Source organism: Altererythrobacter sp. TH136 (genome assembly GCF_007065885.1).
GTDB lineage: Bacteria > Pseudomonadota > Alphaproteobacteria > Sphingomonadales > Sphingomonadaceae > Tsuneonella.
In genome coordinates this window covers 2,063,473-2,085,697 of the sequence record NZ_CP041409.1, presented here as the reverse complement: position 1 = coordinate 2,085,697, position 22,225 = coordinate 2,063,473, and the positions used below count along the sequence as shown (strand labels likewise).

Here is a 22,225-nt window from a genome sequence, read left to right as displayed (position 1 = left end):
TTGATGGCTCCGGACGACTCAAGATGCCTCGAATGTCCACACTTGTTCCCTTCTCGTTTCGCTTTTCCCCATCGCACGCCTTCACACGGTTCCGCTAGCGTGCTAGTCCGGTGCTTATCCGATGGCTACCGGGCGCATCACCAAGCGGGCTGTCGACGCTATAGCGCTCCCGGCAGGTGGAAAGCGGGCTTACCTGTGGGACGACACGCTCAAGGGTTTCGGGTGCATGGTCACCGACCAGGGCGCGCGGTCCTACCTCATCCAATACCGGGTCGGCGGGCGGGGTTCTCCAACGCGCCGCGTCACGATCGGGCGCCATGGTTCTCCGTGGACGCCGGACACCGCCCGGGATCGCGCCGCCGAATTGCTGGAGCAGGTTCGCCGCAAGGTCGATCCGTTTGAGGCTGAGCGCCAAGTTGTCGCCGCTGCCAAGACGCGGGCAGTGCAACAGGCCGAAACCGAGGCCGCATTACAGAAGCTGGCTTGTGGGATCGCGGCAGACAGTTACGTAACAACTGCAAAGAAGTCTCTCCGGCGCTGGAAGGAGCAGGACGCGATCATTGATCGCGATCTGCGGCCTGCGTTTGGTGCCACCCCCCTGCCCTCGATCGGCGCGGACGATATAAACGACCAGCTTGCGAAGGTTGGCGAGCGTAGCCCCTCTGCCGCGCTCAAGGCTCATGTCGCGCTGCGGGCGATCTTCGCCCACGCCCACGCGAAGCACCGCAAGCTGTTCCCATTGTCGCAGTCGCCCTTCGCGGAAGTCGATCGCCCGCAAGCCGGGGGTAAGCGGGAGCGTCACCTAGACCGCCGCGAGCAGCGTCTGATGTGGGTAGCGTCGAAAGTCCTCGGGTAGCCCTTCGGCCCGATCTACCAACTGTTGCTCCTGACCGGCCTGCGGCTCCGGGAGGTCGCGGAAGGTCGCTGGTCGGAAATCGACTTGGACGAACGCAGTTGGTTGATCCCCGGCGATCGGATGAAGAATGGCCAACCCCATTGGGTTCACCTTTCGCCCGCGGCGCTGGCAATCGTGAAGGACCTGCCGCGTATCCAAGGGAAAGAGGGCAAGGACTTCATTTTCACAACCAACGGGGAGTCGCCGGTGTCCGGGTTCAGCCGAGCCAAGCAACGGCTCGATAAAGCGATGCGGGCGGTGGAGGCGTGCGAGGCCAAAGACGACGACCGCGCAGCACTGCCGATCGAGCCCTTCGTGGTTCATGACACGCGGCGGACCTTCGCCCGTGGATGCCAACGAGCGGGAACGCCCCCCGAAGTGGTCGAGAGGCTGCTGGGGCACCGCACCGAAACAGAGTCCGGGGTCAAGGGCGTGTACCAAGTCTATGCGTTCGAGCCGGAGCGCCGGGCGGCGCTGGACAAATGGGCCGACACGCTGCTGGCGACCGTCGCGGGCAAGGCGCGCGTCGTGAAGCTGCGGGGCGCTGCATGAAAAATGCATCCCTAGGACCGGGCGCTGCCGCTCCAACCTGGCGCTGCGCTTCGTCCGCGAACGTGGCCCCGTTGGCGCGACGAGCGATGAAGTCGCTAGCCGGTACGAGTGGGAGCGGTATTCCAGCCGCCCCCGCCTAGCCGAACTACACAAGCGCGGTTTGATCGTGGACAGCGGGCGCCGCCGTGAAGGTGTAAGCGGTCGCAAGCAGGTGGTGTGGGTCGTGCCTGAGTACGGGCCTGCGCCGACCGATGGGGTGCAGCTCGACCTTCTGGCTGTGGCGTAAGGCCGCCCGGATGGCCCACGCCCCCGATCCTCAACGGATTGCCGCTGTCCTCGGCGGGGTGGTGAACGGAGATACCGTGCACTGCCCTACCGAGGGCCATTCGAACAAAGACCGGGGGACCACGGTAAAGGTTGATGCGAACGCCCCTGACGGCGTGCTGGTCCACACCTTCAATGGTGGCGACGCGCTCGCCGTGAAGGACCGGCTGCGCGAGGCCGGGATAATCTCACCCCTCGGAGCCGATCGGCCCCAGGCGCCTCCCAAATGGCGGGAGACGGGGGTTCATGTTTATGACGACAGGAACGGCGAGCCGGTCTTTCGGACGCGGCGGCTTGAGGCGCTGGGGCATAACAAGCGCTTCGTAGCTGAGCGGTTCGAAAGTGGGTCGTGGGTGGCCGGTTTAGATGGCGTCACCCGCCTGCCCTACCGTTTCACGGAACTGGTGGACGCGGCTCACAAAGCCCGTGCGGCTGGTGAGCCCGAGCCACCGATCTTCTTCGTCGAGGGGGAGCGGAAAGCGGACAAGCTGGCGTCGTGGGGTTTCCTCGCCACCGCCGTTGCCTTCGGCGCGAACGGATGGCGCGAAGAATACGGGGAGGCGTTCGGTGAGGGTACTCGCCTTGTCATTCTGCCCGACAACGATGCGCCCGGGCTCGCGTTCGCGGAGAGGGTGAAAACCGAGGTCGAGGCGTACGGCGGCAGCGCTATCATCCTCGAGCTTCCCGGGCTGCCGCCGAAGGGCGATATTATCGATTGGACCGGCACTGCAGAAGATCTGCGCGCTCTTGCCGACAAGGCGCTGGCCGGTGGCGCCCTGCCCATGCCGACGCTCGATCTCGATGCGCTCTCCAAGGTCCGGCCCATCGCCAAGGTGTTCGCGGTCGAGCGGCTGGCGCCGTTGGCGGAAGTCACGCTGTTCACGGGTGCGGGAAGCGCGGGCAAGTCGCTGCTCGGCCAGCAGCTTGCGACCTGTGCCGCGGCCGGGTTGACTTGCCTGGGGGTCACAACCCTCGAGTGCCCCGCGATCTACCTCACCTGCGAGGATGACGAGGCGCAGCTTCATTGGCGCCAGGAGCGTATCTGTGAGGCGCTCGGGGTGCGGATGGATGCCTTGGCTGGGAAACTGCACCTGATTAGCCTGAGGGGCGCTCTGGACAACGAATTGGGGCTATTCGCGGCTGACGGCACCTTGACCCCCGCACCCGCCTTCGATCGGCTGCAACGGATGCTCAAGGCGACTGGCGCCAAGATCGTGGCGCTCGACAACGTGGCCCACCTATTCGCTGGCAACGAGAACAGCCGAGGCGACGTGACCCGCTTCGTCAACTTGCTGAACCGGCTCGCCGGAGAGACGGGTGCGGCGGTGTTCTTGATCGGGCATCCCAACAAGTCGGGGGCGGATTACTCGGGCTCGACGGCCTGGCTCAACGCGGTGCGCTCGCAAATCGTCCTTACGCACGATCTTGAAACGGATGTGCGGACGCTCACGGTTGGCAAGGCCAACTATGCCGAAAAGGGTGAAGCGCTGCGCTTCCTGTGGGTGGATGGAGCCTTCGTTCGCGAGGATTCGCTGCCCCCCGAACGGGCCAAGGAACTGGCTGCCACGATCAAAGCGACTGCTGACAATGACCTGTTCCTAACCTGCCTCCGGGAGCGGGTGAAGCAGCAGCGCGCCGTGTCGGAACGCCGCGGGCCAACGTACGCGCCCACCGAGTTTGCCAAGATGGTCGAAAGCAAGAGCATCGGGAAGGACCGGCTGGAAGCAGCGATGGATCGCCTGTTCCGTATCAACGCAATCGAGCGCGCGCTGCTTTGGAATGGCCCCGATCGCAAGCCAGTCTTTGGCCTGCGGGAAACTATTGAAGGGGCGGGCTAAGTGCTTGATATTGTTGCGGGCAACGGTGCGGGTAACACTTGCGAGGAACGCGGGAGAATACCAGCCAACCCATTGAAAGCACTGCGGGTGACTGAGGGTAACACACACACTGTACTACGTACGCGCTGGCGCGCCCCATTAGGGGCCCTGCGCTTGCGTCTTGGAGTATTGATCTGATGGCCACGCGCAAGGCGTCCTCGGCTGATAATACAGCCACAAAACAGCCGGACTCGCGGCCCGCAGCGTTCATCGTATCGGGCGAAGGTACGGACGACGAGATCGCCGAACGGTGCGCTACGCACCTGCCGGGATGGGCCAACCTGCCGAAGCAGTCGAAGCAGGAGGTCGTCCAGCTTATGCGGCGCTTCTGGGAGCGTGCCAATCCACCGAGCTACGTGTTGGCCGATGGAGAGAAGGGCAAGACGATCGGACCGGGCAACACGGGGCCCGAGCAAGTGACCCTGACCATGCTCCGCCTGACCGACGCAATGGCGAGCGGGAAGCAGGAGTATCTTGACCAGCGGCTAGGCGACCTCGCCAACTATCACGGCAAAGCCGATCGCCACGGGTTGACTGCTTCGCGGCTCAATTCCGACCTGGCCTTCATCACAGGCGGAGGGGCCAAGGACACGGTGCAAAGCACGCTGCTAGTTCAGATGGCGGCGACCCATGACGCCGCGATGCGTGCCCTCGCGAACATCGGGCAGTCGGATATGGTCGATCACGCCCAACTGTTCGGCAATCTCTCGACTAAGCTGTTGGGACTCTACACCCGGCAGGCGGAGGTCTTGGCCAAGCTCCAACGCGAGGGCACTCAGACCATCAAACATGTGCACATCGACAACCGCGGCGGCCAGGCGGTCGTCACCGCGACCGTGCAGACAGGGGGGATGAATGGAAAAGGCGAGCAACAACCCTATGCACTCGGCCCCGCGCTGCTTGGCTCGGACCCGTTCGGGGACGGAGTGCCAATCTCCAGCGATCAAGGGGAGGAATCGCTGTCGGATGCACGGGGGGCAGTCCCCCGGCGCGCCCAAGGGAAATAACAACGCTCTCAAGCATGGGCGCTACTCGGCTGACACCCTGCTGCTCGCCGCGGAATTGCGCTCAATCTTGCGGCGGGGACTAGCGGCGCTCGATTAGCCTCCTCGGCATGAAGCGTGGCGGTTCCGTGCATATGAGGCCTCTACGGTGCGCCTGCTTACGGTCGTGCACTGCGCCAAGGGCCCAATCGGCGTGAGACGGCTAACTGATCTGGGGCAACATAAGCTGCCATTCCGCTAACGACCCCATAGCAGACGCTTACGCACCTCCGCTGCTCTGCTCAGCAGATGGATGAGTAAGCGCACTAACACTCGACCGCTAGCGAAGCGTCTAATCTGCTTGGGTTATTGACGCACGGTGGCATCGAGAGCACCTTCGCGCCTAACGACAGGTTACCGAACGAGTCGCGTGCCTCGTAGTCCCAATGCTGCGGACGCGATCATGTGGGGAGTGTCGACATGGGTAAGCCAACCAAACCACCAGTAGATCGGACGCTAACGGGGACTGCGCGCGATAACTCACTAGCTGGCGACAGCGGAAACGACACCCTGAACGGGTTGGGTGGCAATGACTACCTTTTTGGCCGCGGCGGAAATGATAAGCTTTATGGCGGCGATGGCAACGACAGGCTCTACGGTGAGCAGGGCGATGATTATCTAGATGGTGGCGCGGGCAATGACACTCTGATCGGTGACGATGGGCGCGACATTCTTTCTGGAGGATCCGGCGTTGATATATTGAACAGTGGCGTAGGCGACGACACGCTCGATGGAGGGCTTGGTCATGATGAATTGTTAGGAGCGGGCGGAGCAGACACGCTGACCGGCGGAGCGGATGACGATTGGTTCATCTTCTTGAATCAGAGTGACTCCCGCGGGATCGGCGACATCATCACCGACTACCAGGTCGGCATCGACCGTATCTTCGTGGGTTATTCAGAAGATCGTTGGGACGCCAATGAATCGGTGGAGGGAGTCCAAACATACGATTTTGTTGGAGACTCACCGCTTGACCAACCGTCGGGCGTGAACGGGCAGGCAACAGTCTTACTTGTGGGTGATACCACGGTCCTCAAGTTGTTCAACAACGACGGTGATACTACAGCGGATTTTGTGCTCACGTTCCAAGGCCACTATCAGCCTTCTGATTTGCAACTCTCATTTATGGAAATGGGTGGTCCAACACCGGTATTCACTGAAATGATCCACTTCCCTTGATGTCCGCTTCCCACCCAATATCGGGAGTAGCTGCGAATCTTAGCTGTGCCTCTTAGCCGATAGTCAGCTTCTCGGCTGAACCGGCCAGAAGCCGACAGGCGGCAAACGACCCCATAGCGGACCATAGCGTCAGCCCCGCCTGGCTAGACCACACTACTTTCCCGTCAGCTTTAACCAAACAGTTACCATATCGTCGTATCCAAGTCTCGCGGCCTAGCCCTCTCTCCTCTTGACGATCCATCAGACGAGACGCCGGGGCTAGACCGCAACCCTCTCCATCAAACGCGTGCCGCAAAGAGCGGACTCATCGCCAACGCCGCGTTTACTAAATTCTATTCCTTGCTCGCTAACGAAGCGGGATGGGGAAAGAGTTGTGACCATGCTGGTGAATCGCGCAATTGGTGCCGCAACCGCGGCTTGCCTTGCGTTCGCCTGCGCCCCCGTTTCTGCCGGGACAGCCACCAACACCGTGCCAGCTATTCTGCGAGTTGAATCGGGTTGCTCCCTCCAAGCACGACCGTTGTCGTTTGTGGCAAGCAACGCCCTGCTATCAGTGAATATCGACGCTACTACCACACTGACCGTCGCGTGTGCCCCGAACACTTCCTTCTCGATTGAGATTGACGACGGCCTGAATCCCCAAGCAACTAACAAGCGGCGAATGACAGGCCCTCTTGGTACATCACTGGCCTACAATGTCTATTTAGACAGCGGGCGGAAGAATGTGTGGGGCAAGGGAAATTCTAAAAACTTTTCCGGAAATTCGGGTAGTGGATCACCGATCAACGTACCGGTCTACGGACGAGTGCCGGCTGCTGCGCTGACGATTGTCGGACAATATGACGATACTTTGACGGTGACCCTGAACTTCTAATTGTGAGGTCTTGCTTGCTCAGGAGCTCGCAAATTTCCGTTTTCCACCCAATATCAGACGCAGACGACCGGCGCTGCCCCGCCTGCTAACAGATCGACCGCTTCGCACCCGCGCTCTCGAAAAGCGGACCAGCCGCAAGCGACCCCATTGCGGACATTCGGCGCGGATCGCATGGTTGGCAGCGAGGAGACCCGGATGGATCACGCCACGCCTAATCTGCCGTCTAGGGACTTCGAGGCAACTTCCCGCTTTTACTCGGCTTTGGGTTTCGTCGAAGGTTGGCGCGACGATGGCTGGATGATCCTGACGCGGGATGGACTAACGCTTGAGTTCTTTCCTCACCCCGACCTGAACCCAGCAGAAAGCTGGTTCAGTTGCTGCCTTCGGCTGGATGACTTGTCAGGATTCTATGCCGTTTGCGTTGACGCGGGGGTGCCAGAGCAATGCTGGGGGCAGCCTCGTGTTCAGCCGCCACAGGAAGAGGACAGTGGACCTACTATTGCGGCGCTAATCGACCCGGACGGGACACTCCTGCGGATTATTCAAACCTGATGACTGCGTTTACTTACATTGGGGCGGCGCTTGCCGAGATCGCAGGCTGCTTCGCATTTTGGGCATGGCTGCGGCTGGATAGATCGCCGTGGTGGGTGGCTCCGGGCGTCGCATCGCTCTGTTTGTTTGCCTACCTGCTTACTTTGGTCGATGCCGAACACGCGGGTCGAACCTACGCGGCCTATGGCGGCGTCTACATAATCTCGGCTCTGCTTTGGCTCTGGCTTGCCGAAGAGGTGAGGCCGGATAGGTGGGATTTGGTGGGTGGAGCGATCTGCCTGATCGGTGCGGCAATAATCCTATGGGGGCCTCGCGGCAGCTACGCCGCCTGAATATCGACCACGATTGAGCTCGATTCGGTTGGTCCGCAGTCGCCTTGGCCCTCGCAAGACATTCATGTGGATCGCCGCTCGACCGCTTTCCACCCAATTCCGGACACCAGCCGAACGGCAGCAAGCGCCGCTAAGCAGACATGAAATCGCATCTGCGCGCCGTGAGCACTAACATCAACAAGAGGGGGAGGTTGTGGATTTCGGCCCCCGCACTGACCGCAAGCGAAGATAGGCTCAGCATTCTTCCAACCAGCGCAGGATTGCGCGTCTGCCGATTGCCATGCAAACCTCGTCGGGAGGGGAGTGACAATGAATGGCTGGCAGCGCCTGTGGCTTGTAGTCTCGATCGCGTTGGGGATTTTACCAGCAGTTCTCGCTTACGATATCCACGACACCACGTCATTCCGAGTGCCGTTCACGTCCGAGGAAATGGATCTCACGCAACCCGAACGGGGCCGTCTTTTCTGGGAGCGAGCTAGCAGCTTGCCCGAGGCCCAACCTTGCGATCGGTCAGGATCGTGGAAACCAAGCGGGTCGGCACAACATGGTTGGTATGTCGAGTGCCCTACTCGCACTGAGTATCTTTGGACGCGGACAATTTTTTACGGCGCACTGCCCGCCGGGGTGCTTTATATCCTTGGCATGGCCGTGGCATGGGTTCGACGAGGTTTCCGAAACGCGAAGCCGACGAGTAGCGCTTAGCGATTTAGCCACTTAGTCAGCGCTGCGGACACCTTCGCCCGACGCTCCCCGCACTTCGAGCTGTTCGACCTGATTTACCGCGAGCGACTGCCGACGCCCATGTAGCTGCACCATAAGTTCGACCGCGATCGCGTCGATCACGTAGTCATGCCTGGCAGGTAAATCGCACGCGATAGCCCAGCCGGGCAAACTCTTTGACCGAATCGAGTACTTGGCGTCCCATTCCTTATCTGGAACGAAGAAGGAACAGAACGCAAGGTGATCACCCTGTCAGCCGCTCATAAGCGAACATGCACGCTGCCCATACGTCACCATGAGCATCGCAATGATCTGAGACTTCGGCAGTAGCTTCCCAGATAAAAACGACCTGCGGCGTGCCTTCCGGGCCTCAACACCAAGGTTCCCGGCGCCCAGTCCACGTTCTCGCTAGCCTTTCGCTTACGAGTTGATCGCCAAGCGATCGTCCGTCGCGGGTGACGACCCGCAACTTTCGCCCATATTGATCCTCGTCTCGGTCGCTTATTGGTTGAAGCTCGAATGGCCCTTCGCTCAGAAGCACGGCCAGCCGATCCCGCGCCTCCTGCGCCTTCTGGATTTCCCAATCGCACCGCCCTTTCAATTCTGGCGTATCGATATCAGCGATGCGAATTTTCACGCCATCGAGATGAAAGGTGTCCCCGTCGATCACACAATTTCCGCCCATAAGCCCGCAGACGGCGAATGCGGGAGATCGGGACGAAGACCACAAGCTGCCGGATATCGCTGGCCATGATATGATGCTCAGCCCAAGCGCCACACCGGCTCCCAGGCCACCTGCGATCAGCTTCAGCGATGCCATGCGACGCGTACGCTTCGAACGGCGAACCTCCTTTCGAAAGTCGAAAAGCTCGACCGGTCGCCGCTTTATATGCCTGCCTGGGCCCCTCATGATCCCAAGATGCCACCATTAGGCGAAGCATCCAATAGCCGGGCCGCTCTAGCGACAGGTTGCCCCGCTACGACCCGCAGGCACGGCCGGTTGTCAACGATGGGGCACCCGCGCGGGGAATGGCCACAAGGGGCCGATGCTCGGCGGAATGGCGAGCCGCTCCCACCCTGAGGCGCGGTCGCGGGCCGGTTTACCGGAAACTACCGAAAGTATCTCGCATTTCAGGTTTCAGGGCTGCCCTCAAAAAATGGCAGTATTCCGCCGGTTTTGGACGCTTTCGCTCTAAACCCCCGTAATGGCACTTTCGGGTAGTCGAGATCAGACGATTGCTGGCAGACTGAGCGCATGATGACCCGCGACAAAGAGCTTTGGGCCGTAGCCCTGTGGGTCGAGAGAACGCACGGTGAGTATGGTCCTCAGTACATAGCCGAGCAGATCGGACGGCTTGCTCTTGAAGGAGACGAAGGCGGCATCGCGATGTGGCGATCGGTCGCGGAACGGTTCGACCAGCTAAGTGAGCGCGAAAACTCGCCCCTTGCTTAGCGGGTGCTTATCTGGGCTAGAGGTCCCCGTCACGGGGCGGTTCTGCTTCGACCTAACTATCTAAAACAATTGGCAGGGGCGGAGGGACTCGAACCCACGGCCCTCGGTTTTGGAGACCGATGCTCTACCAGCTGAGCTACACCCCTGCGCTGGAGAGCGCGCGCTGTAGGTGCAAATGCGTTGCATCGCAAGCGGCCAAACCTTGCTAGGATTGGCGCAATGCACGCCCCCGCTTCTCCGCCGGTCATTCCCAGCGATCTGCTCCTGCTCGCTTACCGTAACGGCATCTTTCCCATGTCCGATGGGCGCGATGATCCGGAAGTATTCTGGGTCGAGCCCAAGATGCGCGCGATCCTGCCGCTGGACGGGCTGCACGTCTCGCGGTCGCTGGCCAAGAAGATCCGCAAGGACCACTTCCAGGTCACCTGCAACGCCGCGTTCGACCGGGTGATCGAAGAATGCGCTCGCCCGCGGATCGACCATCCGGACAGCTGGATCAGCGCGCGCATCATGGCGAGTTACCGCGCCCTTCACGATGAGGGCCATGCGCATTCGATCGAATGCTGGCGGGCCGGTGATGAAGCGCCCGAACTCGTCGGAGGCCTTTACGGCGTGCAGTTTGGCGGGGTTTTCTGCGGCGAATCGATGTTCAGCCGCGCCGACGATGCAAGCAAGGTCGCGCTCGCCTGGCTGGTCGGATTGCTGAAGCGGGGGGGATCAGTCCTGCTGGACTGCCAGTTCATGACCGAGCATCTGGGCTCGCTCGGCGCGGTAGAAATCCCGCAACCTCGTTATGTAGCGTTGCTCGAAGACGCGGCGGGTGTCGGCGCTGCTTCGCTCCCGGCAGCGTTCGGTGCACTCGACGAAGCGGCCGCCGGTCGAGGCTCGTCGCCCGGAAAGCTCATCTTACAGTCCTTGACCCAGACGTCGTAGATCGGGTGCTCGACCACGTTCAGGCTGGGCGATTCCTTGAACAGCCAGCCTGAAAACTGCTTCTTCCAGGTATCGTTGTCCCCGGCTCCGCGGACGAAAACCTGGGCGAAGGCGCCTGTCTGCTTGGGAAACTCCCACGGCGCCGTTCGCTCACAAGCGGCCAGGCGGACGATGACGTTATCCCACCGCTGCGCTTCGCCAGGCTTCATGGTGAAATCGCGCGACAGGTTGTTCCGCTTGTTCAGCACCCCGATCACCGCGACGCGGTCCTTCATCGGGCTGCCCTCTCCGGCATCGACCGGCCGAACGGATTGCGTGCTGCGCAGATCTTCCGGAATATCGGTTTCGACGGGGCGCGGCGCCGGCGGACCTTTCGAACAGGCGCCCAGCGCGATGAGCGCCGGTGCCATCAGAGCGACCTTGAGCGACATCGTCAGGCTTCCGGGTTCCACGCTTCGTAGTCACCGGTCGCCGCCGCGCGCCGCCCACCCCGCTCCAGCGCCCCTTGCGGACGATATGCCTGGAGTGTGCCGGTCGCGTTGGGAGAGTGTTCGGCCTCCCAGATGCGCGCGGGCGGCAGGCGGCTTTCGGGCACGCCGTCGAATTGTCCGTGCAGCCAACCGTGCCATTCGGGCGGCACGTTGCTGGAATCGTTCGCGCCCGAGTAGATCACCCAGCGCCGCTCGCTACCCGCGAACGGCTGGCCCGGTTTCACCCGCTTCTTGGCGCGGAAATACCGGTTGCCGGCCAGATCGCTGCCGACCTCCTCGCCATTGAGGGCGCTGAACAGCGAGGTGCCGATGGTCGCACCGTTCCACCAGGTGAAGATTTTGGAAAAGAAACCCATGGCCGGCGCGGTTAGCCGATTCGCGCACCAGCGCCAAGCGCTACCACGAGACCCGTGCCCCCGGCCCGATGCCGAGTTCGGCGGCGCGGCCACCGGGGATTTCCAGCACGGCGCTCGACAGACCGACCGCCCCCACCGAAGCCAGCGAATACGGCGTGGTGCGGGCGGCGATGTTCAGCACCCGCCTGTCCGGACCGATGAAGATGATGTCGAGGGGCAGCGGCGTGTTCTTCATCCAGAAGCTGGGCACATCGTTCGGCTGGCGAGGAAAGATCATCCCTTCATCAGGCCCAAGCTTGGTGCGGAACATCAGCCCCTGGGCCTGCTCTTCAGCGCTGCGAGCAACTTCGACCTGAAACGTGTGGCTCCCCTGGGGGGTGGCCACCGTCAGCGGAACGACCGGCAAGCCCGACACCGGGTGGGCTGAGGCGACGGTCGGCGCCGAACCCGCCTGTGTCGCAGGCTGGGGTGAACAGGCAGCGAGCGCTGCTACGGCGGCTGCGGCGATCATGCGTTTCATGGGGTTTCCTCGGGCTCTGCAGCCCACTGCTCGGCCGCGGCGATACTTGGCGCTTCGATTACCGCGCGCGCCGCGTCAAAGCCATGCCCCGCGCGCAGCATCGCGGCGAGTTGTTTCTGGCGCAGGTCACGGTCGGACGGCGGGCCCCACGGCCCCAGCCTGCGGCGGGCGGCAAGCGCGATCGCGGCGCGGCGTTCCTCGCCCTTGTCAGCCCGGATTTCGTCGCGCACTTCCGCCGCGATCCCGTCCGCGTTCAACGCCTGGGCGACCCGGCGCGGGCCGTATCCCCGGCGCAGCAGGCCGCCGCTCTTGGTGCGGGCGTAAGCCTCGTCGTCCAGATAACCCAGATCGACGAACCGCCGGGCTATGGCCGACGGGTCGGCGGATCGTTCGCCGTCCCAGCCCCGCTCCCGGATCTTGCGCACGAGGTAGGCCTCGAGCTTCGCCTCGCTGGTGGCGAACCGCGCGACATACGCCAGCGCCAGTTCCTCCAGCCGCGCGGAGTCGAGCGGACGGGGCTTGCGAGGGCGACGGGAGCGGTCATCTGGCATGGCTCGCCATATTCGTGCCACACTGTATCACGATTGGGAAATATGAACCATACGGGGGTTGGGACGCGCACCGGCTCGAACCGCGGGCGATAAGCGCCGGGACTGTGCGCTGACGACGGGTTTCTCACCAGACATGACAGATACAAAGCAGATGCAAACGCCGAACGACTGTCCCCTGCCCCGCCGGCGGGCCGACTTTGCGAGTTTCGCGGAGGCGATCGATTACGCGGCGCGCAGCGCCAAGGGGCTGAATTTTCACGACATGCGCGGGGACCTTGAACGTCCCTACTCGTTTCGCGAGATGCGCGACGATGGCCTCGCGATGGCCCGGCGTCTGGTCGCCGCCGGCATTGGCAAGGACGATCGCATCGCCCTGATCGCGGAGACCAGCCCCGAATTCGCCGCGCTGTTCTGCGGGTGTATCTATGCAGGTGCCTGGCCCGTGCCCTTGCCGCTGCCGACGACGTTTGGCGGCAAGGAAGGCTATATCGAGCAGCTGGCGGTGCAGCTTGAAAGCGCCGATCCGGCGATCCTGTTCTTCCCCGCAGAGATCGGTGAGATGGCGCAGGCCGCGGCCGATCGGCAGGGCTGCAAGGGTGTAAGCTGGGAGGATTTCGCGCGGGCCGATGCGCCGGATTGCGCTCTTCCCGAGGCGCAGCCGGACGACATCTGCTATCTCCAATATTCCAGCGGATCGACCCGTTTCCCGACTGGCGTTGCGGTCACTCACCGCGCGCTGCTGCATAACCTGTGCGGTCACGCCACCGGGGTGGATCTGGGCACGAACGACCGGGTGGTAAGCTGGTTGCCGTGGTATCACGACATGGGCCTGGTCGGTTGCTTCCTGTCACCGATCGCCAATCAGGTAAGCTGCGACTACCTCAAGACCGAGCACTTCGCGCGGCGGCCCCTCGCCTGGCTCGATCTCATCAGCCGCAATCCCGGCAACACGCTGAGCTATTCCCCCACGTTCGGGTACGACATCTGCGCGCGGCGTATTTCCAGCCAGAGCCAGGTCGCCGAACGGTTCGACCTATCGCGTTGGCGGACCGCAGGCAACGGGGCGGACATGATCCGGCCCGACGTGATGCAGAGCTTCGTCAACGCGTTCGCGCAGGCCGGGTTCAAGGCAAGCGCGTTTACGCCGAGCTATGGCTTGGCCGAGGCGACGCTGGCGGTCACCGTCATGCCTCCGGGCGAAGGCATCCGGGTCGAACTGGTTGAGGAGGAAGCGCTGTCAGGCGCCCCGCGCGATCTCAGCCGCCCTGCGCGCTACCGGGCGATCGTGAACTGCGGCAAGCCGCTTCCGGGAATGGAAGTCGAAATCCGCGGCGAGCAGGACCGGGTCAAGGGCGACCACCAGATCGGCAAGGTGTGGTGCCGGGGCGAAAGCGTGATGCACTCGTACTTCCGCAACGAGGAAGCGACCAACGACTGCCTGGTAGGCGGATGGCTCGACACCGGGGACATGGGTTACATGGCGGACGGTTATCTGTTCATCGTCGGGCGGGCGAAGGACATGATCATCATCAACGGCAAGAACCACTGGCCGCAGGACATCGAGTGGGCGGTGGAGCAGCTTCCCGGCTTCAACCACGGCGATATCGCGGCTTTCTCGGTCGAATCGGAGAACGGTGAGGAGGTGCCCGCGGTGCTGGTCCATTGCCGGGTGTCGGACCCTGAGGAACGGGTTAGGTTGCACGACCAGATCCGCGACAAGGTGCGTTCCATCACCGGCATGAACTGCGTGGTTGAACTGGTTCCGCCGCGCACCCTGCCGCGCACCAGTTCAGGTAAGCTGTCCCGCGCCAAGGCCAAGCGGCTGTACCTGTCGGGCGAAATCGAGCCGATCAAGCTGCTCGAAGCCGCCTGAAGTCCACGCACAAAAGGTTCAACCTCGCGTCTGGCGTGCTAGACGGGCTTGAAACACGCGCTACCTGTTTTATGTAGCTAACACAGCGTGCCGAGAGGACCCATGGCCGAAACCCAGACCAAGACCGCCACCGCGACCGAATTCGAACTGACCCCGCCCGATCCGGTGCCGGTTGTTTCGGCTGAAAAGGCTGCCGGTCTGGTGCCGGTGGGCGACGACAAGAAATCCAAGCTGGAGGAAAAGGCCGACGCGTTCGTCGCCGACCTCGTGGCGCAAGATGCCAATTCCCCGGAATTCGGGCGCAAGGTCGACCAGATCACCAACATGGGCCGCAAGGAGATCATGGCGGCCGCCGGGCATTCCAACCGGTTCCTCGACCGGCCGGTCCGGGCAATGGACAAGGATGAGGGCGTCGGCGCGAACCTCGCTGAACTGCGGCGGGTGGTGGAGGATCTCGATCCCGGCCGGCGCGGGGCGAAAAGCGGGACACGCAAGATCCTGGGAATCATCCCGTTCGGGAACAAGCTGACCAATTATTTCCGAAGCTACCAGTCCGCGCAGACTCACATCCAGTCGATCCTGGGCAACCTGGCCAGCGGCAAGGACGAGCTGCTGATGGACAATGCCGCGATCGACGTCGAGCGGCAGAAGCTGTGGGAGGCGATGGGCAATCTGGAACAGATGATCCACATTTCCAAGACGCTCGACGAGAAGCTGGAGGACAAGGCCAACGAACTCGACGCGACCGATCCCGCCAAGGCGCGGGCGATCCGCGAAACCGCGCTGTTCTATGTCCGCCAGCGCACCCAGGACCTCCTGACCCAGATGGCGGTCAGTGTGCAGGGGTACCTGAGCCTGGACCTGGTCAAGAAGAACAACGTCGAGCTGGTGAAGGGCGTCGACCGCGCCAGCACCACCACCGTAGGCGCGTTGCGCACCGCCGTCACCGTGGCCGAGGCGATGACCAACCAGCGGCTGGTGCTCAACCAGATCACCGCGCTCAATTCCACCACTGCCAACATCATCGACAGCACATCGAAGCTGCTGCGCGAGCAGACCGGCAAGATCCACGAACAGGCCGCCGCCAGCACGATCCCGCTGGAAACGCTGCAGCGCGCGTTCCAGAACATCTACGACACGATGGACGAGGTGGACGCGTTCAAGCTGCGGGCGCTGGATTCGATGAAGCAGACGGTGACCACGCTGTCAGGCGAGGTCGAACGGTCGAAGGGCTACATCGCCCGCGCCGAAGGGCAGGCCAAGGCCGCCGCGCAGATGACCGAATCCAAGCTGCTGAGCGTCGAGAGCTAAAAGGAATAGCCGCTTGGCCAACCTAACCCGCGATACCGATCGAGCGCTGGCCGAAGCACGCCGGGTGCGTGACGACAACCGCGCCGGCGGGCGTCACCGGCGCGCCGCGCAGGCATCCATCGGGCGCGAATCCAAGCGGATGAAAAGTCGCCATCTCGGCAAGAAAATCCGCAACATCCTCATCGCGCTGTTCGCGCTGTGGATCGCCAGCGGCGTGTTCGGGACGATCGTGGGCGGCATCGGCTTCATGGGGGTCATGGCGCTGATCGTGGCCAGCGTGGTGGCGCTGGTGGTGCTGACCAGGTTCCCCCGGATGAAGGTGCCCCAGCGCGCCGACCTTGCCCGCGCGACCGATGCGCAGCAACTGGTCGGCCGCACCGAACTGTGGCTGGAAGCGCAGCGCCCCGCCCTGCCCGCCCCGGCCGCCGAAATGGTGGGCAAAATCGGCGTCCAGCTCGATGCGCTGGGCCTGCAGCTCGGCGGCATCGACCCTGCTCACCCCGCCGCGCACGAGGTCCGCACCCTGGTGGGCGAAACCCTGCCCGAAGTGGTCGACAGCTATCGCCGCATCCCGCAGCACCTGCGGACCGAACAGCGCGCCGGCGCCACCCCGGACGACCAGCTCGCCGGGGGCCTCAGCAAGATCAGCGACGAGATCGACCGGGTGACCCGGCAGCTCGCCGAAGGATCGCTCGATGATCTGGCGATCAAGACCCGCTACCTCGATTACAAGTACGGCGAGGGCGACGTCGCTCTGCCCGCTCCCCCGATCTCCCCAGCCAAGGACCCCGCCTGATGCGCGTCGCCATTCCGCATACGCTTGAAAACGACGTGGTGCGCGATCGGCTCAAGTCGAAAAGCCACAAGATCGCCGACAGCATTCCCGGCGGCGGGACGGTGCGGACCATGTGGCCGAGCGAGAACCGGATGACGATGGACATCATGGCGATGGGCCAGACGCTGCATGCGCACGTCGATCTGGAACCGGGGCAACTGGTGTTCGAAGTGCCGCTGCCGGCGGCGCTGTCGTTCGTCGAGCCGATGATCGCCAGCGCGATTCAGTCGCAGGGCAAGAAGCTGGTCGCCCCGCCGAAGGACGCGTAACCGCTCCCCCTGCGGGAGACACCCCTACAGCGGCCGTTCCTGCTCCAGGTATTCCGCGGGGATCCGCAGCGCGGCCGAGGCGGTCTGCGTTTCGCGCAGGAACAGCACCAGCGCCCACATCAGCAGGCCGATCGAGGCCATAAAGGTGCCGGCGGCCACGCGCTGCAAATCGAGCCCGGCCAGCTCCTCTAGGAACAGCAGCGCTACGGTCAGTCCGATCGCCAGGCTGCCCACGACCAGGCTGCGCATCGAGCGGCCGATCAGGTTGATCCGCCGGTCGATCATGCGGATTTCGCGCACGACCATGTCGTGATCGGCGCCCTCGGTTTCCGCATGGCGGCCTTGCAGCGCACGGCTGCGATCGACCACCCGGCTGAGCCGGGTGGACAGCAGGTTGAGGATGTTGCTGATCGCCACCAGCACGAACACCGGCGCGAGCGCGAGTTGGATGGTCTGCGCGATCATGTCCGCCGCAGATAGGTACCCCGGGCACCGATTGGAACCGAATCTGCCGATGAATCGCTGACCCTGCACAGCAAGGGGATAACCATGGCCGCACGCGCATATTGGACGGGTCAGATCAGGCTGGCGCTCGTCTCCATTCCCGTCGAAATCTATTCCGCCACCAAGAGCGGCGCGGCGATCCAGTTCCACCAGATTCACGAACCCAGCGGCAAGCGGATCAATTACGAAAAGGTCGTCCAAGGCATCGGTCCGGTCGACCGGGACGAGATCGTCAAGGGCTTCGAGGTATCCAAGGGCAATTACGTCTTGCTGGAAGAGGACGAGATCGAGGCGGTCAAGATCGAGAGCAAGCGCACGCTGGAACTGGTGCAGTTCGTCGACACCAACGAGATCGACGTGTTCTATTTCGAAAAGCCGTATTACGTCGTGCCGCAGGACGAGCTGGCGGAAGAAGCCTTTGTGGTGCTGCGCGAAGCCTTGCGCGCCCGCAAGAAGACTGCGCTGGGCCAGCTGTCGATGCGCGGCCGCGAACAGCTCGTGTCCCTGAAACCCTGCGGCAAGGGGATCGTACTGGAGACCTTGCGCTACGAGGACGAGGTCAGGAAAGCGCAGGATTATTTCAAGGACATTCCCGCCACCAAGCCGGCGAAGGAGATGCTGGAACTGGCGGGATCGCTGATCGACCAGAAAAGCGCGCCGTTCGATGCGAGCGAGTTCCATGACCGCTACGTCGACGCCCTGCGCGGGCTGATCGAGAAGAAGGCGAAGGCCAAGGGCAAGAAGATCCTGGAAGAAGTGGAAGAGCCCGCCTCCGCGCGCGGGTCCAACGTGATCGACCTGATGGCGGCGCTGAAGAATTCGGTCGGCGGCGGCGACAGCGGCAAGAAGGCGGCGAAGCCCGCCGCCAAGGCCAAGACGCCGGCCAAGAAGCCAGCAGCCAAGAAGGAGGCTGCACCCAAGGCGAGGAAACGCGCCTGATGGAGCTCAACGATCCGATCCTGGTGCACTGGCTCGACACCGATGTGCTGATGCGCATCGGGATCGCCGCCATCATCGGGCTGCTGCTGGGGATCGACCGCGAAGTTCACCGCCGCGCGGCGGGCCTGCGCACGCACGGTCTGATCTGCGTGTCGGCGGCGACCATGACCGTGTCGATGATCTCGCTATACAACCAGATCGGCGGCGAGCGGGCCGATGTGCTGCGCATCTTCGAGGCGACCGGATCGTTCATCGGCATCATCGGCGCGGGGCTGATCGTGTTCAGCAAGGGCCGGGTGCAGAACCTGACCACGGCGGCGCATCTGGGGCTGACCGCGGTGATCGGAATCGCCTGCGGCGCCGGGCAGTGGCCGCTGGTGCTGATCGGGTCGCTCGTCTCGATCGTCATGCTGACCGTGCTGGGGGAACTCGCCAAACGCTTTTGGCCCGATCAGGAGGTCGTGGAATGACCAGCGCCCGCACGAAAGCCGCCGATCCGCTCAAGGAATACAACGCCAAGCGCGATTTCAAGAAGACCGCCGAACCCGCCGGCAAGCGGGCTGCCAGCGCCAAGCAGGAAGGCGGGCGGCTGGTGGTGCAGAAACACGATGCGACGCGCCTGCACTGGGACTTGCGGCTGGAAGCGGACGGCGTCCTCAAAAGCTGGGCGGTGACCAAGGGCCCCAGCCCCGATCCCGACATCAAGCGGCTCGCGGTCCAGACCGAGGACCACCCGATGTCCTATGGCGATTTCGAAGGGACCATCCCCAAGGGCGAATACGGCGGCGGCACGGTGATGCTGTGGGATCGCGGCACCTGGGAGCCGGTCGAGGGCAAGAGCTGGAAAGATCTTGAGAAGGGCCACCTCCATTTCCGCTGCGACGGGGAGCGGATGAAAGGCGAATGGCTGCTGATCCGCCTCAAGCGCCGGCCGAAGGAAAAGCGCGACAACTGGCTGCTGCGCAAGATCAACGATGAATACGCAGCCGAGGGCGATCCGTTGGTCGACCACGCCCTCACCAGCGTGCTGACGGGTCGCTCGATGGCGGAGATCGCCGCCGACGCGGACGGGGCGCATTCGCTGAAGGGCAAGCGCGGCGATACCTTTGCCAGGGAAATGGCCAAGGCTGCGAAGCACAACGCCGGCAAGGCCAAGCCGAAGCCGCGCGCGAAACAGAAGTCCGGCAAGCCGCCGGCCTTCCGCGAACCGCAGCTCGCGACGCTGGTCGACAGCGTGCCGGCGGGCAACAAGTGGATGCACGAGATCAAGTTCGACGGCTATCGCGCGCTGATCGCGGCCGCCGGCGACAAGGTCCAGGTGTGGACCCGCGGCGGCAAGGACTGGAGCGACAAGTTTGGCCCCCTTGTCGAAGCGGTCGCCGCGCTCGACCTGCCGCCGTGCCTGGTCGACGGCGAGATCATCGCCTGCGACGCCAAGGGCAATCCCGACTTCTCCTCGCTCCAGGCGGTGCTGAAGCGCGGCCACGGCAGCCAGAAGCCGAGCGACAAGCTGTCGTTCCACGCCTTCGACCTGCTGGAGGCGAATGGCGAGGACCTGACGAAGCTCCCCAACATCGAACGCAAGGAGCGGCTGGAGGCGCTGCTCGCCGCTGCGCAGCCGCCGATCCACGTCGCCGATCACGTGCTCGGCGCGGGCGAGAAGCTGTTCCGGGCGATGTGCGACGCGGACCAGGAAGGGATCATCTCCAAGGCGATCGACGCGCCATATCGCCACGCGCGCAGCAAAAGCTGGGTCAAGGTCAAGTGCACCCGGCGGCAGGAATTCGTCATCATCGGATGGAAGAAATCGACCGCCAAGGGGCGGCCGTTCTCCTCCATCCTGCTGGCGCAGCACGAGGATGGCGCGCTGGTCTACAAGGGCAATGTCGGCACCGGCTTCAACACCGATACCCTGCATGATCTGGCGGCGCGGTTCGCCAAGCTGCAAACCGATGATCCGCCGGCCGAGGTCGACCGCGTATCGCGCCGGGGCGTGACCTGGGTGAAACCGGAACTGGTGGCCGAGATCGCCTTTGCCGAATTCACCGGTCCCACCAGCGAAAGCGGCGGCGGCCATATCCGCCACGGCAGCTTCCTGGGCCTGCGCGGCGACAAGGATGCGGCCGAGGTCGTGCCCGAAGTGCCGCAGGCGGCGCCCGAAGCTCCTCCGGCCAAGGAACTGGTCAAGATCTCCAACCGCGAGCGGGTGATCTTCCCCGAAAGCGGCCAGACCAAGGGGCAGCTCGCCGACTATTACCAAGCGATCGCCCCGCTGATGCTGCCGTGGGCCGCGCAGCGCCCGATCAGCCTGGTGCGCTGCCCCCAGGGCCGCGGCAAGAAATGCTTCTTCCAGAAGCATGACAGCGGATCGTTCGGTGCCTCGGTCCACCACGTGCCGATCCGCGAGAAGGACGGGCACCACGAGTACTACCTTTATGTCGAGGATGTCGAAGGGCTGCTGACCTGCGTGCAGATGGGCACGATCGAATTCCACGGCTGGGGCGCCCGCACCGCGGACGTCGAGCTGCCCGACCGGATGGTGATCGACCTCGATCCCGACGAGGGGCTGGATTTCGAAGACGTCAAACGCGCCGCGATCGACTTCCATGCGCGGCTGGAGGACCTGGGCCTGGTCAGTTACGCGATGCTGTCAGGCGGCAAGGGGGTGCACGTGGTGGTGCCCCTGACCCCGGGTCATTCGTGGGACCAGCACAAGGATTTCTCCAAGCGCTTTGCCGAGGCGATGAGCATGGCCGAACCCGACCGCTTCGTCGCGAACATGAGCAAGGCCAAGCGCGTGGGGAAGATCTTCATCGATTATTTGCGCAACCAGCGCGGCAGTACCGCGGTGCTGCCCTACTCCGCGCGCGCCCGCCCCGGCGCTCCGGTGGCGGTGCCGGTGTCGTGGGACGAGCTGGAAGGGTTTCCTTCCGCGCACGAATTCAACATCCTCGACGCCGATAAGCTGCTCGAGCGGGCAAAGAACAAGGCGCTCGCCGGCTGGGGCTTTGCCGAACAGTCGTTGCCGGATTTCTAGCTCAGCCGAGGCCGCGCGCCAGGTCCATGCGGCCCGCATCGCCAACCGAGCTGCCGCCGTCGACGTCGAGGATCGCGCCGGTGATATAGCTGGCGGCGGGCGAGCACAGGAACGCCGCCGCATCGGCGATCTCGCCGATCTCGCCCCAGCGCTTCATCGGGATGCGGCTCTCGCTCGCTTCCTTCATGCCGGGATTGGGCGAGAGGCGCTCCATCCCCTCGGTCCCGGCGATCGGCCCGGGCGAAATGCCGTTGACCCGGACGTCCGGCCCCCACTCGATCGCCAGCGTGCGAACCACCTGGTTGACCCCCGCCTTGGCCGCGCAGGCATGGATCTGCAGCGCCATTGCCTGATCGGCCTGGCCCGCGGTGATCGCGATCAGCGAGGCACCGGGTTTATTGAGGAGATCGTGGCACGCACGCAGCGTGTTGAAGGTGCCGAGCAGGTCGATATCGACCACCGTCTTGAACGCATTGGCCGACATGCCGAGCGCGGGCGCGAGGAAATTGCCCGCCGCGCCCGCGATCACGATGTCGAGGAGGCCGAAATCGCCCGCGGTCTGTTCCAGCGCCGCGCGGATCGCGCCGTAATCGCGCACGTCGGCTGACAGGCCAAGCGCGTCCCCGCCGATCTCGCCCGCGGCGCGCGCTGCCTTTTCCGCGTCGCGCCCGCACACCGCGACCTTCGCGCCCAGCTCCGCCAGCCGCTTGGCGATGCCAAGGTTGATCCCGCTGGTCCCCCCGGCGACGAACGCCACCTTGCCGGCCAGCAACCCGTCGCGAAAAGTCGTCATCGGTCATCTCCC

The 22,225-nt window shown here is 63.6% G+C and carries 24 protein-coding genes, 1 tRNA gene and 1 pseudogene; 17 read left to right on the top strand and 9 right to left on the bottom strand.

All coding sequences use genetic code 11. The annotated features are described in order from the left end of the window. The first annotated feature begins 121 nt into the window (after positions 1–121). The 8 genes from C0V74_RS10090 to C0V74_RS10055 all read left to right on the top strand — a co-directional run bounded on the left by C0V74_RS10090 (position 122) and on the right by C0V74_RS10055 (position 7,628). The gene (locus C0V74_RS10090) at positions 122–856 is read left to right on the top strand and encodes an Arm DNA-binding domain-containing protein (RefSeq protein ID WP_143251660.1); all 735 of its coding nucleotides are present in this window, start codon (positions 122–124) and stop codon (positions 854–856) included. A 24-nt stretch (positions 857–880) separates the two neighbouring features. After that, positions 881–1,447 carry a site-specific integrase gene (locus C0V74_RS10085; protein WP_168194199.1) on the top strand — a complete coding sequence of 189 codons (567 nt, stop codon included), beginning with the start codon at positions 881–883 and terminating at the stop codon, positions 1,445–1,447. A gap of 296 nt (positions 1,448–1,743) precedes the next feature. Next, positions 1,744–3,609, top strand: a complete 1,866-nt coding sequence (locus tag C0V74_RS10080) for an AAA family ATPase (protein WP_168194198.1) — start codon at positions 1,744–1,746, stop codon at positions 3,607–3,609. Positions 3,610–3,785: 176 nt separating this feature from the next. Continuing rightward, positions 3,786–4,655 carry a hypothetical protein gene (locus tag C0V74_RS12920; RefSeq protein ID WP_168194197.1) on the top strand — a complete coding sequence of 290 codons (870 nt, stop codon included), beginning with the start codon at positions 3,786–3,788 and terminating at the stop codon, positions 4,653–4,655. A 456-nt stretch (positions 4,656–5,111) separates the two neighbouring features. Beyond that, positions 5,112–5,870: a calcium-binding protein gene (locus C0V74_RS10070; RefSeq protein WP_143251656.1), complete on the top strand. Its 759-nt coding sequence runs from the start codon at positions 5,112–5,114 to the stop codon at positions 5,868–5,870. Between the two features lie 379 nt (positions 5,871–6,249). After that, positions 6,250–6,744 (top strand): spore coat U domain-containing protein, encoded by a 495-nt coding sequence (locus tag C0V74_RS10065; RefSeq protein WP_246845005.1) that lies wholly within the window; start codon positions 6,250–6,252, stop codon positions 6,742–6,744. A 195-nt stretch (positions 6,745–6,939) separates the two neighbouring features. Next, positions 6,940–7,296: a bleomycin resistance protein gene (locus tag C0V74_RS10060; protein WP_143251654.1), complete on the top strand. Its 357-nt coding sequence runs from the start codon at positions 6,940–6,942 to the stop codon at positions 7,294–7,296. Next, positions 7,296–7,628 carry a YnfA family protein gene (locus C0V74_RS10055; RefSeq protein ID WP_143251653.1) on the top strand — a complete coding sequence of 111 codons (333 nt, stop codon included), beginning with the start codon at positions 7,296–7,298 and terminating at the stop codon, positions 7,626–7,628. The genes C0V74_RS10060 and C0V74_RS10055 overlap by 1 nt, the downstream gene beginning before the upstream one ends. Before the next feature lie 714 nt (positions 7,629–8,342). Here the strand turns inward: C0V74_RS10055 and C0V74_RS13285 are convergent. Both C0V74_RS13285 and C0V74_RS13330 read right to left on the bottom strand, forming a co-directional pair. Next, the gene (locus C0V74_RS13285) at positions 8,343–8,471 is read right to left on the bottom strand and encodes a hypothetical protein (RefSeq protein ID WP_272916574.1); all 129 of its coding nucleotides are present in this window, start codon (positions 8,469–8,471) and stop codon (positions 8,343–8,345) included. 247 nt (positions 8,472–8,718) lie between these two features. Further along, positions 8,719–9,033 (bottom strand): thermonuclease family protein, encoded by a 315-nt coding sequence (locus C0V74_RS13330; RefSeq protein ID WP_337190583.1) that lies wholly within the window; start codon positions 9,031–9,033, stop codon positions 8,719–8,721. Positions 9,034–9,606: 573 nt separating this feature from the next. On the opposite strand from C0V74_RS13330, the gene C0V74_RS10045 reads away from it, so the two are divergent. Then, the gene (locus C0V74_RS10045) at positions 9,607–9,801 is read left to right on the top strand and encodes a hypothetical protein (protein WP_143251651.1); all 195 of its coding nucleotides are present in this window, start codon (positions 9,607–9,609) and stop codon (positions 9,799–9,801) included. A gap of 70 nt (positions 9,802–9,871) precedes the next feature. Here C0V74_RS10045 and C0V74_RS10040 read toward each other — a convergent pair. Further along, positions 9,872–9,947: transfer RNA gene (locus C0V74_RS10040), tRNA-Trp, on the bottom strand. 73 nt (positions 9,948–10,020) lie between these two features. On the opposite strand from C0V74_RS10040, the gene aat reads away from it, so the two are divergent. Then, positions 10,021–10,734: a leucyl/phenylalanyl-tRNA--protein transferase gene (gene aat / locus C0V74_RS10035; RefSeq protein ID WP_143251650.1), complete on the top strand. Its 714-nt coding sequence runs from the start codon at positions 10,021–10,023 to the stop codon at positions 10,732–10,734. 35 nt (positions 10,735–10,769) lie between these two features. Here the strand turns inward: aat and C0V74_RS13190 are convergent. The 4 genes and pseudogenes from C0V74_RS13190 to C0V74_RS10015 form a co-directional block, all read right to left on the bottom strand. Beyond that, positions 10,770–10,943 (bottom strand): annotated as a pseudogene (locus tag C0V74_RS13190) (DUF2155 domain-containing protein); the annotation flags it as partial. A 224-nt stretch (positions 10,944–11,167) separates the two neighbouring features. Beyond that, the gene (locus tag C0V74_RS10025; RefSeq protein ID WP_131621473.1) at positions 11,168–11,581 is read right to left on the bottom strand and encodes an NADH:ubiquinone oxidoreductase subunit NDUFA12; all 414 of its coding nucleotides are present in this window, start codon (positions 11,579–11,581) and stop codon (positions 11,168–11,170) included. Positions 11,582–11,621: 40 nt separating this feature from the next. Next, complete coding sequence (locus tag C0V74_RS10020; RefSeq protein ID WP_143251649.1) at positions 11,622–12,101, bottom strand: DUF192 domain-containing protein; 480 nt, start codon at positions 12,099–12,101, stop codon at positions 11,622–11,624. Further along, positions 12,098–12,652 (bottom strand): RecX family transcriptional regulator, encoded by a 555-nt coding sequence (locus C0V74_RS10015; protein ID WP_143251648.1) that lies wholly within the window; start codon positions 12,650–12,652, stop codon positions 12,098–12,100. Before C0V74_RS10015 ends, C0V74_RS10020 begins: the two co-directional genes overlap by 4 nt. A 133-nt stretch (positions 12,653–12,785) precedes the next feature. Between C0V74_RS10015 and C0V74_RS10010 the strand changes: the two genes are divergently transcribed. The 4 genes from C0V74_RS10010 (at position 12,786) to C0V74_RS09995 (ending at position 16,940) form a co-directional block, all read left to right on the top strand. After that, positions 12,786–14,525, top strand: coding sequence for a fatty acyl-AMP ligase (locus tag C0V74_RS10010; protein WP_143251647.1), 1,740 nt, complete (start codon positions 12,786–12,788; stop codon positions 14,523–14,525). 102 nt (positions 14,526–14,627) lie between these two features. After that, positions 14,628–15,836 (top strand): toxic anion resistance protein, encoded by a 1,209-nt coding sequence (locus tag C0V74_RS10005; RefSeq protein WP_143251646.1) that lies wholly within the window; start codon positions 14,628–14,630, stop codon positions 15,834–15,836. Positions 15,837–15,849: 13 nt separating this feature from the next. Further along, a complete protein-coding gene (locus C0V74_RS10000; RefSeq protein ID WP_143251645.1) occupies positions 15,850–16,632 on the top strand; it encodes a hypothetical protein in 783 nt (260 codons plus the stop codon). Beyond that, positions 16,632–16,940: a polyhydroxyalkanoic acid system family protein gene (locus C0V74_RS09995; protein WP_143251644.1), complete on the top strand. Its 309-nt coding sequence runs from the start codon at positions 16,632–16,634 to the stop codon at positions 16,938–16,940. Before C0V74_RS10000 ends, C0V74_RS09995 begins: the two co-directional genes overlap by 1 nt. Positions 16,941–16,964: 24 nt before the next feature. On the opposite strand, the gene C0V74_RS09990 is transcribed toward C0V74_RS09995, so the two are convergent. After that, positions 16,965–17,405: a DUF2721 domain-containing protein gene (locus tag C0V74_RS09990; RefSeq protein WP_143251643.1), complete on the bottom strand. Its 441-nt coding sequence runs from the start codon at positions 17,403–17,405 to the stop codon at positions 16,965–16,967. 84 nt (positions 17,406–17,489) lie between these two features. Here C0V74_RS09990 and C0V74_RS09985 point away from each other — a divergent pair, with 84 nt between their 5' ends. Genes C0V74_RS09985 through ligD form a run of 3 tightly spaced genes read left to right on the top strand, consistent with a single transcriptional unit; the run spans position 17,490 to position 21,420 of the window. Next, positions 17,490–18,383, top strand: coding sequence for a Ku protein (locus C0V74_RS09985; protein ID WP_143251642.1), 894 nt, complete (start codon positions 17,490–17,492; stop codon positions 18,381–18,383). Then, positions 18,383–18,853 (top strand): MgtC/SapB family protein, encoded by a 471-nt coding sequence (locus tag C0V74_RS09980; RefSeq protein WP_143251641.1) that lies wholly within the window; start codon positions 18,383–18,385, stop codon positions 18,851–18,853. The genes C0V74_RS09985 and C0V74_RS09980 overlap by 1 nt, the downstream gene beginning before the upstream one ends. Then, positions 18,850–21,420, top strand: a complete 2,571-nt coding sequence (ligD, locus tag C0V74_RS09975; RefSeq protein WP_143251640.1) for a DNA ligase D — start codon at positions 18,850–18,852, stop codon at positions 21,418–21,420. The genes C0V74_RS09980 and ligD overlap by 4 nt, the downstream gene beginning before the upstream one ends. A gap of 1 nt (position 21,421) precedes the next feature. Here ligD and C0V74_RS09970 read toward each other — a convergent pair whose 3' ends face one another. Further along, complete coding sequence (locus C0V74_RS09970) at positions 21,422–22,213, bottom strand: SDR family oxidoreductase (RefSeq protein ID WP_143251639.1); 792 nt, start codon at positions 22,211–22,213, stop codon at positions 21,422–21,424. Positions 22,214–22,225: the final 12 nt, after the last annotated feature.

What these genes read in the sequence shown, in the direction of transcription:
- C0V74_RS10010 (WP_143251647.1), top strand. Translation starts at nt 12,786, where the DNA reads ATGACAGATACAAAGCAGATGCAAACGCCGAACGACTGTCCCCTGCCC.
- ligD (WP_143251640.1), top strand. Translation starts at nt 18,850, where the DNA reads ATGACCAGCGCCCGCACGAAAGCCGCCGATCCGCTCAAGGAATACAAC.
- aat (WP_143251650.1), top strand. Translation starts at nt 10,021, where the DNA reads ATGCACGCCCCCGCTTCTCCGCCGGTCATTCCCAGCGATCTGCTCCTG.
- C0V74_RS10020 (WP_143251649.1), bottom strand. Translation starts at nt 12,101, where the DNA reads ATGAAACGCATGATCGCCGCAGCCGCCGTAGCAGCGCTCGCTGCCTGT.
- C0V74_RS10080 (WP_168194198.1), top strand. Translation starts at nt 1,744, where the DNA reads ATGGCCCACGCCCCCGATCCTCAACGGATTGCCGCTGTCCTCGGCGGG.
- C0V74_RS09970 (WP_143251639.1), bottom strand. Translation starts at nt 22,213, where the DNA reads ATGACGACTTTTCGCGACGGGTTGCTGGCCGGCAAGGTGGCGTTCGTC.
- C0V74_RS10090 (WP_143251660.1), top strand. Translation starts at nt 122, where the DNA reads ATGGCTACCGGGCGCATCACCAAGCGGGCTGTCGACGCTATAGCGCTC.
- C0V74_RS10055 (WP_143251653.1), top strand. Translation starts at nt 7,296, where the DNA reads ATGACTGCGTTTACTTACATTGGGGCGGCGCTTGCCGAGATCGCAGGC.
- C0V74_RS09990 (WP_143251643.1), bottom strand. Translation starts at nt 17,405, where the DNA reads ATGATCGCGCAGACCATCCAACTCGCGCTCGCGCCGGTGTTCGTGCTG.
- C0V74_RS10070 (WP_143251656.1), top strand. Translation starts at nt 5,112, where the DNA reads ATGGGTAAGCCAACCAAACCACCAGTAGATCGGACGCTAACGGGGACT.
- C0V74_RS09980 (WP_143251641.1), top strand. Translation starts at nt 18,383, where the DNA reads ATGGAGCTCAACGATCCGATCCTGGTGCACTGGCTCGACACCGATGTG.
- C0V74_RS10060 (WP_143251654.1), top strand. Translation starts at nt 6,940, where the DNA reads ATGGATCACGCCACGCCTAATCTGCCGTCTAGGGACTTCGAGGCAACT.
- C0V74_RS13330 (WP_337190583.1), bottom strand. Translation starts at nt 9,033, where the DNA reads ATGGGCGGAAATTGTGTGATCGACGGGGACACCTTTCATCTCGATGGC.
- C0V74_RS10025 (WP_131621473.1), bottom strand. Translation starts at nt 11,581, where the DNA reads ATGGGTTTCTTTTCCAAAATCTTCACCTGGTGGAACGGTGCGACCATC.
- C0V74_RS10045 (WP_143251651.1), top strand. Translation starts at nt 9,607, where the DNA reads ATGACCCGCGACAAAGAGCTTTGGGCCGTAGCCCTGTGGGTCGAGAGA.
- C0V74_RS10065 (WP_246845005.1), top strand. Translation starts at nt 6,250, where the DNA reads ATGCTGGTGAATCGCGCAATTGGTGCCGCAACCGCGGCTTGCCTTGCG.
- C0V74_RS12920 (WP_168194197.1), top strand. Translation starts at nt 3,786, where the DNA reads ATGGCCACGCGCAAGGCGTCCTCGGCTGATAATACAGCCACAAAACAG.
- C0V74_RS10015 (WP_143251648.1), bottom strand. Translation starts at nt 12,652, where the DNA reads ATGCCAGATGACCGCTCCCGTCGCCCTCGCAAGCCCCGTCCGCTCGAC.
- C0V74_RS09995 (WP_143251644.1), top strand. Translation starts at nt 16,632, where the DNA reads ATGCGCGTCGCCATTCCGCATACGCTTGAAAACGACGTGGTGCGCGAT.
- C0V74_RS10005 (WP_143251646.1), top strand. Translation starts at nt 14,628, where the DNA reads ATGGCCGAAACCCAGACCAAGACCGCCACCGCGACCGAATTCGAACTG.
- C0V74_RS09985 (WP_143251642.1), top strand. Translation starts at nt 17,490, where the DNA reads ATGGCCGCACGCGCATATTGGACGGGTCAGATCAGGCTGGCGCTCGTC.